The sequence below is a fragment of the Bacillus sp. SIMBA_031 genome (assembly GCF_046535225.1).
In the GTDB taxonomy this organism is placed as follows: domain Bacteria; phylum Bacillota; class Bacilli; order Bacillales; family Bacillaceae; genus Bacillus; species Bacillus velezensis.
Window position 1 is genome coordinate 1,198,409 of the sequence record NZ_JAWRXC010000001.1, and the last position, 13,555, is coordinate 1,211,963.

The window sequence follows — 13,555 nt, forward strand, 5'->3', positions numbered from 1 at the left end:
GCCTTATGATACGTGCCGTCAGGAAGATTTGTTTACGTGCTGATCAAAACGGACGGCGTTGCGGGATTTGATCATACGGCACCTCATAAGCGAGTGATATCAACAGAAAAAAACCGCACAATGTGCGGTTTTTCGTCAGGCGTGATGCACCTCGGTCTCATATTTTTCCCAAGCTTCATCAAATGTCGCCATCGTTTCTAAATAGTCGGCGCTCAGTTCTAAATAAGAACTGAGCTCGTGATAATCGCTTGACGTTTTCGGAAAGCCGTGATCTTCGTATGCCTGATTCGCAAACTGGCTGATTGCGTCCTGCGGCTTGGGATGCCTGTATTTCATCAAATAGTGATAAAAGGATTTCATGGGTTTCCCCTCCTGATGACTGTCTTTTGTTGTACTATTATACAATTCAAGTGTGAAATTACAACAAAAGAAGACTAGGAGAAGTCAAAATAATTTCGTTTCAAGATCCGTTCTGTCTCCATCAGCTCTTGATATGTGAGTGTTTCCGGTAATTTTTTTGCATCGACTAAAAAAAGCTGATTTTCGATTTCCGCTATGACCGCTTCCTCCTGATAAGTCATGCCGCAGGAGGAACAGGCGAATGCGGGTGTTTCTGTAATTTCTATGGCCCTCGTACCGTCAGGAAGCTCCCAGTACACAGCCGCCTGACTAGCTGACGCCTTCTGATTGCCGCACCACTCGCATGGCTTCACGGCGACTCACCTCCGACTTCCGATCCTGCTTTTTGCTCTTTCTTTTGCTGTGCAATAAATTTCTTTTCTTTCAATTCATCTCTCTTTTCCCTGCGGTCTTTCAGCGTTTCATGATCAGGGTTCGATGTAAACGTTTTCCTCCTGTCGATCCTCGATACATTTTCCGGTGTGAACGAAACCTCTTTGTCCGCGAAAATGGCGCTCAGTCCGACCGGCTCGTGTTTGGCCATCGTTCCCGGAAAAACAGATTCAAAATAGTCGTCGGCTTGATTCGGAATATAGTTTTCCGGCTCGGGATAAGATGTAATCACCCCTTCGAAGTTTCTGATCACAACTTTCTCCGGACTTTGGGAGAGCAAGTAGTTCGGCTGCAGGGCGATTTTACCGCCTCCGCCCGGGGCGTCGACGACAAAGGTCGGCACGGCAAAGCCCGTTGTGTGGCCCCTCAGTCCTTCAATGATTTCCAGCCCTTTTGACACAGGCGCTCTGAAATGACCGATTCCCTCTGACAAATCACATTGATAAATATAATACGGACGCACGCGGATTTTCACTAAATCATGCATGAGTTTTTTCATAATCGGCACCGAATCGTTAATGCCTGCTAAAATAACGGCCTGGTTACCGACCGGAACACCTGCGTTAACGAGCTTTTCACACGCCACAACCGATTCTTCCGTCAGTTCGATGCTCGTATTAAAATGAGTGTTCAGCCAGACCGGATGATATTTTTTCAAAATCTCACAAAGGTTATCCGTTATCCGCTGCGGAAATACGACGGGCGCTCTCGTTCCGATCCGGATAATTTCAAGGTGGGGAATGTCACGCAAGTTTTTCAAAATATATTCCAGAATCTGATCGTTAATTAAAAGCCCGTCTCCGCCGGAAATCAGGCAGTCACGGATTTCCGGCGTTTCCCGGATGTAAGCGATGGCCGCATCAAGCTGTTTTTTCGGCACCCCCATTCCGATCTGTCCGGAAAAACGCCTTCTGGTGCAATATCGGCAATACATCGAGCATTGATTTGTCACCAGAAAAAGAACGCGGTCGGGATAGCGGTGCGTAAGACCGGGAACCGGTGAATCTTCATCTTCAAACAACGGATCTTCAAGGTCATATTTCGTTTTGTGCATTTCTTCTGACAGCGGCACGGACTGCATGCGGATCGGACATCTCGGGTTATCGGGATCCATTAAAGAAGCATAATAAGGCGTAATGTTCAGGGGAATGGTCTTTACAGACATCCTGACGCCTTCTTCTTCCTCTTCGGTCAAATGAATGACTTTTTTCAGGTCATCGACGGTTCTTACAGTATGGGTGAGCTGCCACAGCCAATCATTCCACTTGTCTTCCGGCACATCTTTCCACAATTCAATCTCCTTCCAATGACGCTTCGGCTGAAACCATTTGTTTGTCAAACGAATTCCTCCTTATGAATGGCCAAACGTAAAGTCTTACACCATATATTCATATTTTCGAGCCCTTCTGAAATGCGGCAGTTGTTCACAAGCCTGCCTCTGTAGCCGTATCCCGCATGGTACAAAACGGCATTCATCCCGTAAGACGCTGCACGGGCCAAGGAAAAAAGATGGATGATTCCCCGGCCCGCGAGTTCCTGCTCCAACGCTTTAAACAAGTGTGCCGTTACGGAGTTCCCCCTGTAATCTGACAGAACCGCACAATCGGTCATTTCAGCGTGCCCCAATACCGGATTGATATCTGCGCTTGCCGCCCCAATGAGACGATCCTGATCGAATGCGGCATAATAGATGGTGTTTTCTCTCATTGTTTTTTTAATATATAGGGGATTAAAGACAGGAGTCGGATAGGTAAGAAAAACATGTTTATATAAGTGCGTTAAACGGTCTGCATCATCTTCGTCCGCTTTTCTGAACATCAGCGTGCTTTCTGTCTGAGTCAGTCCCCGCCGCGGTGTCTCATATAAACGGTCAACAGTCGAATCTTCTGATACATATGAATCTGACCGTCTCCGTTCCTCTGCTAAATATCGCACCATCACAACAGCCTCATCCCCGTTGTAATACCCGTCTATGACACCCTCAACAATAAAAAGATGCTTGACAAATTCCGGCTCATCGCCGCGCTTGGCAAAGAAAATTACCTTTTGAGCTCCTTTTTGCTTTGCTTCTGCCAAAACGGCAGGAATAAGCGCCGTGATCTGTCCGTCATAACGAATGACTCTGAGCCGCTCATTGAAACGGTCTGCATCAATCTCGGCCGCTCCCTTTTCAGCCCTCAGTTCCTTTATCAGCTCCGTCACCCCCATCTGCCACCCCGCACCATTCCATGATAAAAAGAGAAATGATTTTGACGGCATCGATTAACGCCCGGATTTCAATGTATTCATTCGCCTGATGCGCCGCCTTGACTTCTCCCGGGCCGAAGACGATGACCGGCGTCTGTCCCGCGTGCTGCAAAAGCCCTCCGTCCGTTCCCCACGGGGACGCTTCTCGAACCGGTTTTGCCCCTTTCATTTTCTCAAAAGAAGATTCCAGAGCGGAAATCAGCGGATGCTCATCCGGGAGATCATTCGGAAGCCACTGAGCCCCAAACCATTCTATTTCCGCCGGGTGGTGTTTAAACCATTCATCCCGGTACTCCAAATCTTTCAGCCAGCTTGCCAGCTCTTCTTTTACTGCTTCGGGCGTTTCATCCGGAGCTATTCCGCACCTGCCTTCTATCACCACACGGTCAGCTACCGATGATGGCCACGTTCCCCCTTGGACGATGCCGATATTAATGGGAACCGGAATCGGAACGTCCCGATAAAGCGGGTCTGTGATACGGGCGTTGCGGACGTGTTCAAGCTCTTTAAGGGCTGTGATGACATGCAGGCTTTTTTCAATGGCGCTCACCCCTTCATAGCGGGTGCCGCCGTGTGCGGACAATCCCCTTACCGTAATGCGGAACCACATAGACCCTTGCTGCTTAACAAACAGCTTTAAATTAGTCGGTTCGGGAATAAGCGCCCCGTCAGCCTTGTAGCCCCTCATAACAGCCGCCAGTGTTCCCGCGCCGCCGCACTCTTCATCTACGACACTTTGAAACAGAACATCTCCTTTTAATGTAATCCCGCAGGCTTCAAGCGCTTCTAACGCAAACAAGAGGGCTGTATTGCCGCCTTTCATATCCGTTGAACCGCGGCCGTAAACTTTGCCGTCCTTTTCAACAGCGTTAAACGGTTCATACGTCCATGCGGCGGGATTTCCTTCCGGGACAACATCGATATGTCCGTTCAGTATCAGTGATCTTCCGCCCCCGGCCCCTTTCTTTACGGCTGTGATATTCGGGCTTTCATGGAAGTCTTCACGTTCCGATACAAAATAAGCATGCTCTTTCAAATGTTTGACACTCGGCTCCCACACATCAATATCCATGTCAAACTGTCTCAGTTTTTCTAAAACGACTGCCTGTGCGTTAAATTCATGGCCGAACGTGCTTTTTTCCCCGATCAGCCGTTTCAGCAGGCTTACCGCTTTTTCTGTGTTTTCTTCCGCCCACTCAGTGACTTTCTTTTCTAATTGATCCATGGACAGGCCCCCTTTTAAGAAAACATTCTCCCAATCTGATTTCGGCATCCGTTGTTTGAATGACATCGTCTATGGTCGTGCCATTCAGCAGTTCCTCAAGAACAAAAGCCCCATCATCTATGCTGATGACGGCTTTCTCTGTAATGATGAGATCTGCACAGCCCGCTGCTGTAAGCGGCAATGAACAGCTTTCGACCAGCTTCGGCCGGCCTTTCTGATCGGTGTGGCTCATGACGACAACCACTTTTTTCGCGCCTTGGGCAAGCTCCATCGCCCCGCCCATTCCGGGCACTTTTTTTCCCGGCACGAGCCAATTGGCGAGATCACCTGTCCTGCTGACTTGGAGCGCGCCTAAAATGGTAATATCTATCAGCCCTTTTCTGATCATGGCAAAAGACAGAGCTGAATCAAAATAGGAAGCACCCTTAACTGTACTGACAGGAAACCCGGCCGCATTGCATAAAAGCTCATCCTCCTCTCCGCGCTCCGGACTGCCGCCGATCCCAAGGACGCCGTTTTCCGCCTGCAGCATTACCTCCATGCCGGCCGGCAGAAAGTTCGGCACTAAAGAAGGAATGCCGATCCCCAGGTTGACAATCATACCTGAGGTAATTTCACTGGCGGCCCGCCTCGCGATACTCTCTCTTTCCGCTATTCCCAAGCCCATCTCCACTTCACTCCTTCACTTTGCACGACACCCTCCACGAAAACGCCCGGCGTTACAATATGCTCGCTGTCAAGTTCGCCGGCAGGCACAATCTCTGCCGCCTCAGCAAATGTTCTTTCGGCCGCCGCAGCCATCAGAGGGTTCATGTTGCGCGCCGTTTTGTCAAACGTCAGATTCCCGAATTCATCAGCAGTATGTGCGGACACAAAAGCGAAATCAGCCGTCAGCGCTTTTTCAACTAAATAGGACTTTCGGTCAATCGTTACGGTTTCTTTGTTTTCACAAACGGTTGCGTTATCAATGCCGATATCAGTTAAAATACCGCCTAGCCCCGCTCCGCCTGCGCGAATCCGTTCAGCAAGCGTCCCTTGCGGCGAAAATTCCACCTCAAGCGCTCCGTCAGTCATTTGTCTGCCCGCGACAGGATTTGAGCCGATATGGGAAGCAATCAGCCTTTTCACCCGCTTATGAACGATAAGCGGGCCGATGCCGATTTCCGGAAATCCGGCATCATTGCAGATGACAGTCAGCTCTTTAACGCCGCTTTCCAAAATCGCTTCGATTAATGACGGAGGTGAACCCACTCCCCCAAAACCGCCGAACATAATGACAGATTCGTCCTTGACATCGGCAATTGCTTCATGAATATCGATTTTTTTATGAAAAATAGACATATCAGCTCAATCCTTCTTCATCATTTTTTCAACTTCTTCTGCGGCCTGGGAAAATAGATCTGACAGCTCATCCAGCTCGGCATATGAAATCGTGAACGGCGGGGCAATGATGACGGCGTCTCCTTCTCCGCTGTCAATGCCGGGCTTTGCAGGGTAGATAAGCAGGCCCCGTTTTTTTGCCGCTTTAATGATTTTTTCGGTGAAGCCCTGTTTTTTCGAAAAAATGTCCTTCGTCGTTTTATCCTTAACGAATTCAACCCCGATCAGGAGGCCTTTACCGCGGACATCCCCGATCACCCCGCTGCGCTCTTTGATTTCTTCTAATTTCCGCTTCAGCATTACGCCTTTTTCCTCTGACTGCCGGAGCAGCTCGTGTTTCTTAACATAGCGAAGCACTTCAAGCGCCGCTCTTGCACAGTATGGGTTGGCACTGTACGTATGTCCACTCATAATGACCCCGGAGCCCCGCTTGATCGTTTCAATGATGTCATCAGACGCAACGGCTGCCGCTATCGGAGCGTAACCGGCGCCTAACCCTTTTCCGAGCACCGCGATATCAGGTGCGATCCCCCAATGCTCAGAAGCAAGCATCCGCCCTGTTCTCCCGAGCCCCGTCATGACTTCATCCGCGATAAACAAAATACCGTGCCGGCGGCAGACCTCCTCAAGCGCTTCATAATAACCTGCCGGCGGAGTGATGGCCGCCCCGGCTGCTCCGACAATCGGCTCTGCAACAAATCCCGCGATAAATGAGGAACCGATCCGTTGAACAGCCGTTTCCAGTTCAGCCGCCGCAGCTTTCACAAATTCCTCTCCCTGCAGCTCAGAACGATACATATTAGGTGCTGAAACGGCCGGAAACCGTTCGAGCAGCTGGGTGAAGCGATATCTCCGTTCGTAGAACCCCGATAATGAAAGCGCTCCCAAAGTAATGCCGTGGTAACTGCCCCATCTTGATAGGAAGACGGATTTTTGGTATTGCCCTTTTTCCTGCCAATATTGAACGGCCATTTTCATCGCTGTTTCGACTGCCTCTGAGCCGCTGTTTACAAAAAATGACCAATTCAGCCCGCCCGGCAGATGATCGGCCAGAAATAAAGCCAGTTCTTCTGCCGGAGTACTGGTGAATTGCGAGCGGTACACAAACGAAACGGAATCAAGCTGCTCTTTTAAAGCTTGTATAATATCCTCCGTGCCGTGGCCGATATTGCAAGTGACCGCCCCCGATGCTCCGTCAAGATACTTGTTCCCCTCCTGATCATACACATATGATCCCTTTCCATGACTGACTGACGGATAATTTGCGTCAAGCTCCGGTTTGATTAAATAGCTCCCCATATCTTTCCACCTCGAAAACCCATTTGCTTCATTGTATGAACAGATGAATAACCGCATTCTTATCCTTCAGAAAGTTTTTTGCAGAAAATACCTTTCTGTAAAACAGGCTGCCGGAGATGTCCCGACAGCCTGAAGAGCGTTCTGGAAATTCTATTCCTATTGTTGATTTTATTCTTTGCTCAGCTCATCATCACATCATTTTTGATCTGAATCAGTATAAGCAGAAGGCGGAAAATTCCCGTCTTCTTTACTGTATGGGAATCATTATTTCACACAAATGATGATTCACCTTTTGTAAAGTATACCTTTCGATAATGGGCTGTTCTCTGATTGATAAATTATTTTTTTCGATCTCAGAAAAAACAGTATTCCAAAATCCACTGACTGCCTCTTTTGTGTGATCAAGCAAGAAGACAGCGTACTTCCCTCCGGAAAATGTACCGATCCGGGCTGGTTCAGGCACATGGTCTTGATTGATAACAAGACAAACATCATAACGGCATTTCTCTTTAGGAGTACGATTCGGATGGTCTTGCGGAATTCCTAAAATGACAGAATGATCAAGCAGAACATTCAATTGCGCCCAGTTTTTAAATGACTCCATCAGTTCTTTGTTTTGCTTTCCGCCGTACTCTCCGATGTTTCGGAAATAAGCAATTCTTGATTCAGGTAATTCTTCAATCGTTATGTCACATTTTCGCCCCCTTCTCCAGAAGGTAATATGTATTAAAATGTTTTTTCAAGCTGATTTTTCAGCATGGAAATAACAAAAAGCCTGCAGAAAGTGATGTTCTCTGCAGGCTGATTTTCATTATAGGATTTTTTTCAGTCTAACAAATAAAAGCCGCACCGACGATGATTAATAAAATAAACAATACCACAATCAGCACAAAAGTGCTGGTTCCGCCTCCGCAGCCGCCGTGCCCGTAACCATAGCCAAAACTGCCGCAACCGTAGCCATATCCGTATCCGTACATGCGCAAATCATCCTTTCTTCTTACGATATACGGCATTGTATGCGGGCCAACTCCCAATTGGTTTATGCGAATGCCCAACTATGTAAGAAAATAATGAAAAATTGTATGCACACGCCGAAATCTTTTGAAGCCGAGTTTTTCATAAAAGCGGTTTACACCGTCCATCCCGGACGTCACAAGGTATACAGTTTCCATGCCGTTCAGCTTTGCCGCCGCCATCAGCTCATTCATCAATATCGATCCGTAGCCTTTTCGTTGGAATTGATCCAGAATTGCGACTTCTTCTATTTTTGCGGTTTTATCTGCTTTGTTGATGAAAAGCTCTCCGCAGCCGATCGGAATCGTTTGCGAGGCGTCGCTGTAGCACACGACAAGCATAACCGTTCCGTCCTTATACAAAGGATATTTCCGCTCAAGCTTTTGTTCGGCCGCCGCCTCGCCAATGTAAAGGGCATCATAGATGTTCATAATAGACGACCCGTCGGCGAGGCTTTTTTCCGTTCCCCAAGCAGTGAGCGGGTGTCCAGGCTGCAGGTCCCCATTTTCCAGTTTCCTTGCAAAAAACAGCTCATCTTCCACTACGCAGCCCTGCTTTACCAGAGTTTGTTTCAGAAGAAGCGGAAACGCGTGCTCCGGAGCCGCTTTCACATGAATATAATTGGCTTGAAGCATGCCCGGAACGGACGAAAAAAACGGCAGGAGTTTGTCTAACGGAAATGTCCGGTGCAGCTGAACAAAGTTATGCGAAAAAATCTGCGGCAAAAAAGGGTCCGTATATACACTGAAATGCTCGAACCTCTGAATGCCGGAAGTAAGCTCTATATACTGCTTCTCGGTTTTATCAAATTGATCGGTCATAAAAGCTCTCCTTTTCCTTACACATCCAACTGCATCTCTCAACCTTTTGTTATATTGAGATTTCTCATAATTTCATCGTACACCGGATAGAACGGCATTCCAATTGGTAATTGTTTAATTTGCTGAAAGGAAATGGGTATCGCCTTCTGATTCGCAAAAAAGCGTTTCGCTACGTCATGACTGATCGGATGGAGAACCCCTCTCAAATAAACATAAAATTCCCGTTCAATGCGAAACAGCATTCTCCCGGGCAGATGTTGAATACAGCCCGATGTCCCCCTGCTGATCGGCGGACCGTCCGGAAGCGCTTGTATTTCGCCCCGTTCTAAAGCCGGGATGTCATGCCGTTTAAATCGGTAAAAGCGAAATGCGCTATGATCAACCAGCCTTTTCTCCCCGTCTTCTATAAAATAAACATGAAACTGATCCCTGACGAGCTGAAAATTCGGAATACTGACGGAGTTCTCTTCCTCATATTGAAATAAAAACGGATCCGGAATGACGACAGTTCGCCCTTCATATAACGTATGCCAGCGCTCGTTTACAGGCTTCCTTTTATTTCGGTCAAGCTGATATACTTTCTGGTCCGTCCCTTTTACAAAAGACCCATCGATCAGGACAGACGGAAGCGATTGATACGTGTTCTGAAATGAGTGAGGTGTTTTATAGGTCGTATCCAACACTTCTTTTATCGGCAGAAATGATGTAAATGTGTTGAGCCTGCTCCAAAAAACAGAGTCTCCGTGATTCCAATGCATAACATCTTCGTCCCAAAAGCTGCCGAACTTCTCTTTCACACGCTCAAGCAATGATCTCCGGTGCATCACTGAACAGTGATCAACGAGAAAAGCGGCCTGATCAAGCACCTCTTCAGCAAAACGATAGAAGTGGAATTGTTCTGTTCCGCGCCCGTTTACATGTATCACCTTCTGGCTGGAATAGACGGCATCAAAATCGCTGTATTGATTAAGCGCTTCCGCCATGCGGCTGAGCCTATCCGGATGAAATACGGTGTCGTCTGTCAAATAAGTGATGTATTCGCCTTTAGCCCGTGAAAGCGCATCATTAATCAAAACGGCATACCGGGTCGACTTCAGCCGTTCGGCAGGATTGATAAAACTGTTGTCATAATATATGCGAGGATCTTTTATATACGTACTGATGGCAGCCGAGGTTTCTTCATTTGAATGATCATCCATCACAAACAGCTCCCAATTGCTGTAGGTCTGATGCAAAACACTTTCAATCGCCTGTTTCACAAGATCCGGTTTGTTGTAACTCGTTAAGATAATTGAGATCTTCTTTTCCATCCCATCACCCCTTCTGTAAAACGTAAAAAACGGCTCCGAAAGAGACAGAGCCTGATATCCGTTATTAAAAAGCACCCCAGCTGACGATGCTTGAAATCGCGACGTTTGATCTCGTATTATTGAGCGGATTTTGAAAAACGGCCAAATCTGACAGTACTTCTTTGACAATTACGTTTTGCAGTGTGCTGCCGTTAATCAGATTGACGCGTGATACAGGAATTCCAAGCTCTTTTGCCATTACAAGCTGACGCCGCAAATCTGAATGATCTCCGGACGGCTGACGGGATAACAAAAGAAGAAGAAGCAGTACGAGCTGAAATTCCTCCTCAAAACCCCCGTGTTTTACAGTTTCTTCTGAATCCAAAGTATTCCTCTCCTTCATTTTTTAATCTATACAACGTATGTCATACTCTTACAATCCGCATAGGCAAACAAAGCCTGATTCGAAAATTCAGCTGTTTGATTAAATATTGAAAAAAACACAAGCAAAACGGCATTCGACTTATACCAATCTCTTCAATCAGGAATATGAATAAACGTGAGGTTAAAATTGTTAAAGGAGGTGTATGTCCGCATGAGCGAGGATCGTTTGGAGCTTAAAAAGGAGTTATTGAAAACTCTTTTAGCCCCTGTATTTGACAACAGCGCTTTATCTGGCGGCACAGATGGAGGAGATAATGTGGAAAACAAAGTAAAAGATTTATTGGAATCGGCAATTGATGCAAAAATAGATGAAGCAGCGGCGAAAGACAGTCTCAGCGCACAATCTGTATTGGGAAGCGGTATTTCATTAGCAGCGAGATGGATTTTTGCAAGAATTCAGCCCGGCACTGTCATCAGCATTGTGATGGATTCAGGAGACATGATCGGCCCGGTTCAATTTGTTGCCTTTGACGAAATTCACGGAATCGTTTTTGTTACGCAGGAAAATTCCGTTACACCGGCAGGCTCTGCTACAACATTGCTTGACGTCGACAAAGTTGAAAGTGTCACGTTCACTTCGTAACAGCATATGAACGTTTTATATATCCGTTCAGGATATAAAGGCATATACACGTATTTTGACCGCTGGATCGAGGAAGGCTTTTTACAGTCTTCCGTCCGCTTTTTTTCTGTTTCTGAGTTTGAGGAAGATACCATCCGCAGTATACGGGCATTCAAACCAGACATCAGTCTGATGATGACGGGAGACCGTATTCCGTCTGAATGGCTTCAATGGCTGAAGACAGAACAGATTCCCGTTTATCTATGGATGACGGAGGATCCTTTTTATTTCGATGTGAGCATGACAATCGCCCCTTTCGCCGATGCCGTTTTGACGATAGAACAAAACGCGCTTGATGCTTACCGGCAAATGAGCTTACAGCACGTATATTATGTCCCGATCCCCGTTAATCAGCGGCTTTTTAAGAAACAACCTGCTGAAGCTTCTCTTCACACAAATCTCCTTCTGATCGGATACCCGTATCCGAATCGCGTTGAACTGGTGAAAGCAGCGGCGAAGCTTCCGTATACGCTTCGTATTATCGGGAAGGGATGGCGCAGACATCTGCCTAAAAAAATCGCCAGGCAGCAAAATGTGCTCGTAATGGATGAATGGATTGCACCCGAACGTGCCGCATTATATTACAACAGCGCAGACGTGGTCTTAAACCCTCACCGTTCTTATCGGTTTGCGCTCAATCAGAACGGACGCGGCATCGAAAATATCAGTTTAAATACAAGAAGCTTAGACATTGCGGCTTGTCAGGCCTTTCAGCTGACAGACCTTTCTCCCGCGCCCCCGTTTTCATCATTTGTTTCTTACAGCGGGTTTGCAGATTTTGCGGATAAGATCCAATTTTATATGACAAACCCGGGTGAACGTAAACAAATCGCGGCGCTTAATTACCAAGAGACAGTACCAGCGTACACGTATGACCGGCTGCCGGCTGTGCTTTCGGCTATCCGTTCCAAGACTTTCTCATGAAACGCTCTTCACATCAAAAAGCAGCTTGGATAAGCTGCTTTTTTTATGTTTATTTTCCGCTTCTGTCAGTCAGTTTTCTCGGGTCAACCTGTTTATTGACCTGCGGGTGAAAGCCGATTTTATCAGCGATTCTTTCCCATGGCACCATTTTAAAATTTTGATTGGCCTTTTGGCCGTGATCTATATTTTCTCCGTCCTGTGCGATAAAAAGGCCGAACGGATATTCAGGCCCCAGCCCGAAACCCAGAACGTCAATTCCGTCTGTATCGCTTGTGCCGTCTGTTTCAGGCCCGTCTGTTATCTGAAAGTCCGCAACATATTTGTTCTGTCCCTGTCTTTCATAAATCGCGTAGCTGCTGTTACCCTGGCTTGATGCAAACAGATAACCTTTCCCGTCAGCAGCGTAGTAAATCGTCAGTCCTTCAATATCAGGGGTTAAATGCCTGCCGTCGGCACGATCGATCACCGTTCCGTTACTGCCGCCGTCCGGCTCAGCGCTGAACTTCCAGATGGCCTCATCTTCTTCTGCGATATAAAGACTGCCGTATTCGTCATCTGCTGCCATCCCTTCTGTCTGAGAATTCATTTTAAACGCCCTTACCTTTTTGCCGGATATGTATCCATTTTTATCCGCATTTAATTCGTATTGTTCAAATTCGCCTTCTTTCCCTGTCACCATCGCGTAATATTTTCCTGTTTTTTGACTGTGGTACAAGCTGAAACCGTATACTTCATCAATTGCTGAGGCAATCGGGCGGTCTGGGTCCGTAATGCTTTGTAATGTGCCGTTTTTCCCGTCAATGGCATAAATCTCAATGGTATTCTTTCCTTCAGACCGATTGGATGCCGCCGCAATATCGACTTTTTTTCCGTTCAACGGAAAATCATAGCGGATATCAACATTGTTCAGCTTCCCGGTAGGATAGGAATGAAGCATCTTTCCCTCTAGGCTGTACACGACTAAGCCTGATTTTTTATTGGTTGTGATCAATTTGCTGTTCTGAGGATTCTTGGAGTCCAGCCAAATCGCAGGATCATCAGCTGCATCACCGGCTGTATCAACCGGCTCCGTTTCCGCCGCCGCATTCACGGTAAAGTGATAAGGATCAGACAGCTTATGCTTGGCCTGGGAAGAAACCGCACCGCACGTGAGCATTAATCCGGCTGCCGCGGTTAACAAAAGTGTTTTTGAATGATTCATTTTCCTTCCTCCTTTTATGAAAATGTACTTTAATTGTAAAATACATACAGGAAGTTCAGTGTTAAGTTTTTGTGAAGATTGTCCGCATGTGAGGATTTATGGAGAGAAAAAATTGACGTGGACAAATATTCAAAATGAATATTTAGTACAATGTTTTATTTGTTATTTCTATTCTATTAATCGGGTAAAGCGATATGAAAGCGCATCAGATTAATGTTTTTCTCTAATTTTTGATTTATTGGTTTCTTTCATTAACTCGCTGAAATTGTTCAACATATGATGCATGGTAGAGAAACG

16 protein-coding genes are annotated in these 13,555 nt (G+C 46.7%); 2 read left to right on the plus strand and 14 right to left on the minus strand.

The features are described from left to right. Window positions 1-135: 135 nt before the first annotated feature. The 13 genes from SB724_RS05430 to cgeC form a co-directional block, all read right to left on the minus strand. Entirely contained in the window at window positions 136-360 is a 225-nt protein-coding gene (locus tag SB724_RS05430) for a YozE family protein (RefSeq protein WP_007407941.1), read from the minus strand. A 74-nt stretch (window positions 361-434) separates the two neighbouring features. After that, complete coding sequence (locus SB724_RS05435) at window positions 435-713, minus strand: YokU family protein (protein WP_029326147.1); 279 nt, start codon at window positions 711-713, stop codon at window positions 435-437. Next, the gene (kamA, locus tag SB724_RS05440; protein WP_410570376.1) at window positions 710-2,131 is read right to left on the minus strand and encodes a lysine 2,3-aminomutase; all 1,422 of its coding nucleotides are present in this window, start codon (window positions 2,129-2,131) and stop codon (window positions 710-712) included. The genes SB724_RS05435 and kamA overlap by 4 nt, the downstream gene beginning before the upstream one ends. Then, window positions 2,128-3,000 carry a putative beta-lysine N-acetyltransferase gene (gene ablB / locus SB724_RS05445; protein WP_410570378.1) on the minus strand — a complete coding sequence of 291 codons (873 nt, stop codon included), beginning with the start codon at window positions 2,998-3,000 and terminating at the stop codon, window positions 2,128-2,130. The genes kamA and ablB overlap by 4 nt, the downstream gene beginning before the upstream one ends. Next, window positions 2,963-4,270, minus strand: coding sequence for a peptidase (locus SB724_RS05450; protein WP_410570542.1), 1,308 nt, complete (start codon window positions 4,268-4,270; stop codon window positions 2,963-2,965). Before SB724_RS05450 ends, ablB begins: the two co-directional genes overlap by 38 nt. Continuing rightward, window positions 4,236-4,931, minus strand: coding sequence for a 3-oxoacid CoA-transferase subunit B (locus SB724_RS05455; RefSeq protein WP_007407936.1), 696 nt, complete (start codon window positions 4,929-4,931; stop codon window positions 4,236-4,238). The genes SB724_RS05450 and SB724_RS05455 overlap by 35 nt, the downstream gene beginning before the upstream one ends. Continuing rightward, window positions 4,916-5,605: a CoA transferase subunit A gene (locus SB724_RS05460; protein WP_410570380.1), complete on the minus strand. Its 690-nt coding sequence runs from the start codon at window positions 5,603-5,605 to the stop codon at window positions 4,916-4,918. The genes SB724_RS05455 and SB724_RS05460 overlap by 16 nt, the downstream gene beginning before the upstream one ends. A gap of 6 nt (window positions 5,606-5,611) precedes the next feature. Continuing rightward, on the minus strand, window positions 5,612-6,943 hold the full coding sequence (locus SB724_RS05465) for an aspartate aminotransferase family protein (RefSeq protein ID WP_101670567.1): 1,332 nt from the start codon (window positions 6,941-6,943) through the stop codon (window positions 5,612-5,614). 247 nt (window positions 6,944-7,190) lie between these two features. Continuing rightward, window positions 7,191-7,631, minus strand: a complete 441-nt coding sequence (locus tag SB724_RS05470) for an AraC family transcriptional regulator (protein ID WP_410570544.1) — start codon at window positions 7,629-7,631, stop codon at window positions 7,191-7,193. A 142-nt stretch (window positions 7,632-7,773) separates the two neighbouring features. Then, window positions 7,774-7,920: a YjcZ family sporulation protein gene (locus tag SB724_RS05475; protein WP_014418145.1), complete on the minus strand. Its 147-nt coding sequence runs from the start codon at window positions 7,918-7,920 to the stop codon at window positions 7,774-7,776. A 78-nt stretch (window positions 7,921-7,998) separates the two neighbouring features. Continuing rightward, a complete protein-coding gene (locus SB724_RS05480) occupies window positions 7,999-8,778 on the minus strand; it encodes a GNAT family N-acetyltransferase (RefSeq protein ID WP_110124204.1) in 780 nt (259 codons plus the stop codon). Between the two features lie 38 nt (window positions 8,779-8,816). Continuing rightward, complete coding sequence (locus SB724_RS05485) at window positions 8,817-10,088, minus strand: glycosyltransferase family 2 protein (RefSeq protein ID WP_410570383.1); 1,272 nt, start codon at window positions 10,086-10,088, stop codon at window positions 8,817-8,819. 64 nt (window positions 10,089-10,152) lie between these two features. Beyond that, window positions 10,153-10,452, minus strand: coding sequence for a spore maturation protein CgeC (gene cgeC, locus SB724_RS05490; RefSeq protein WP_032873363.1), 300 nt, complete (start codon window positions 10,450-10,452; stop codon window positions 10,153-10,155). 210 nt (window positions 10,453-10,662) lie between these two features. Between cgeC and SB724_RS05495 the strand changes: the two genes are divergently transcribed. Both SB724_RS05495 and SB724_RS05500 read left to right on the plus strand, forming a co-directional pair. Beyond that, window positions 10,663-11,094 (plus strand): hypothetical protein, encoded by a 432-nt coding sequence (locus tag SB724_RS05495; RefSeq protein ID WP_044802191.1) that lies wholly within the window; start codon window positions 10,663-10,665, stop codon window positions 11,092-11,094. A 6-nt stretch (window positions 11,095-11,100) separates the two neighbouring features. Further along, window positions 11,101-12,057: a CgeB family protein gene (locus SB724_RS05500; protein WP_410570386.1), complete on the plus strand. Its 957-nt coding sequence runs from the start codon at window positions 11,101-11,103 to the stop codon at window positions 12,055-12,057. A gap of 49 nt (window positions 12,058-12,106) precedes the next feature. On the opposite strand, the gene phyC is transcribed toward SB724_RS05500, so the two are convergent. Further along, a complete protein-coding gene (gene phyC, locus SB724_RS05505) occupies window positions 12,107-13,258 on the minus strand; it encodes a 3-phytase (protein WP_410570388.1) in 1,152 nt (383 codons plus the stop codon). Window positions 13,259-13,555 lie beyond the last annotated feature (297 nt).

Excerpts from the sequence above, each read along its gene's own strand:
- SB724_RS05430 (WP_007407941.1), bottom strand. The coding sequence starts at position 360 with ATGAAATCCTTTTATCACTATTTGATGAAATACAGGCATCCCAAGCCG.
- ablB (WP_410570378.1), bottom strand. The coding sequence starts at position 3,000 with ATGGGGGTGACGGAGCTGATAAAGGAACTGAGGGCTGAAAAGGGAGCG.
- SB724_RS05455 (WP_007407936.1), bottom strand. The coding sequence starts at position 4,931 with ATGGGCTTGGGAATAGCGGAAAGAGAGAGTATCGCGAGGCGGGCCGCC.
- SB724_RS05460 (WP_410570380.1), bottom strand. The coding sequence starts at position 5,605 with ATGTCTATTTTTCATAAAAAAATCGATATTCATGAAGCAATTGCCGAT.
- SB724_RS05465 (WP_101670567.1), bottom strand. The coding sequence starts at position 6,943 with ATGGGGAGCTATTTAATCAAACCGGAGCTTGACGCAAATTATCCGTCA.
- SB724_RS05475 (WP_014418145.1), bottom strand. The coding sequence starts at position 7,920 with ATGTACGGATACGGATATGGCTACGGTTGCGGCAGTTTTGGCTATGGT.
- SB724_RS05480 (WP_110124204.1), bottom strand. The coding sequence starts at position 8,778 with ATGACCGATCAATTTGATAAAACCGAGAAGCAGTATATAGAGCTTACT.
- SB724_RS05485 (WP_410570383.1), bottom strand. The coding sequence starts at position 10,088 with ATGGAAAAGAAGATCTCAATTATCTTAACGAGTTACAACAAACCGGAT.
- SB724_RS05495 (WP_044802191.1), top strand. The coding sequence starts at position 10,663 with ATGAGCGAGGATCGTTTGGAGCTTAAAAAGGAGTTATTGAAAACTCTT.
- SB724_RS05500 (WP_410570386.1), top strand. The coding sequence starts at position 11,101 with ATGAACGTTTTATATATCCGTTCAGGATATAAAGGCATATACACGTAT.
- phyC (WP_410570388.1), bottom strand. The coding sequence starts at position 13,258 with ATGAATCATTCAAAAACACTTTTGTTAACCGCGGCAGCCGGATTAATG.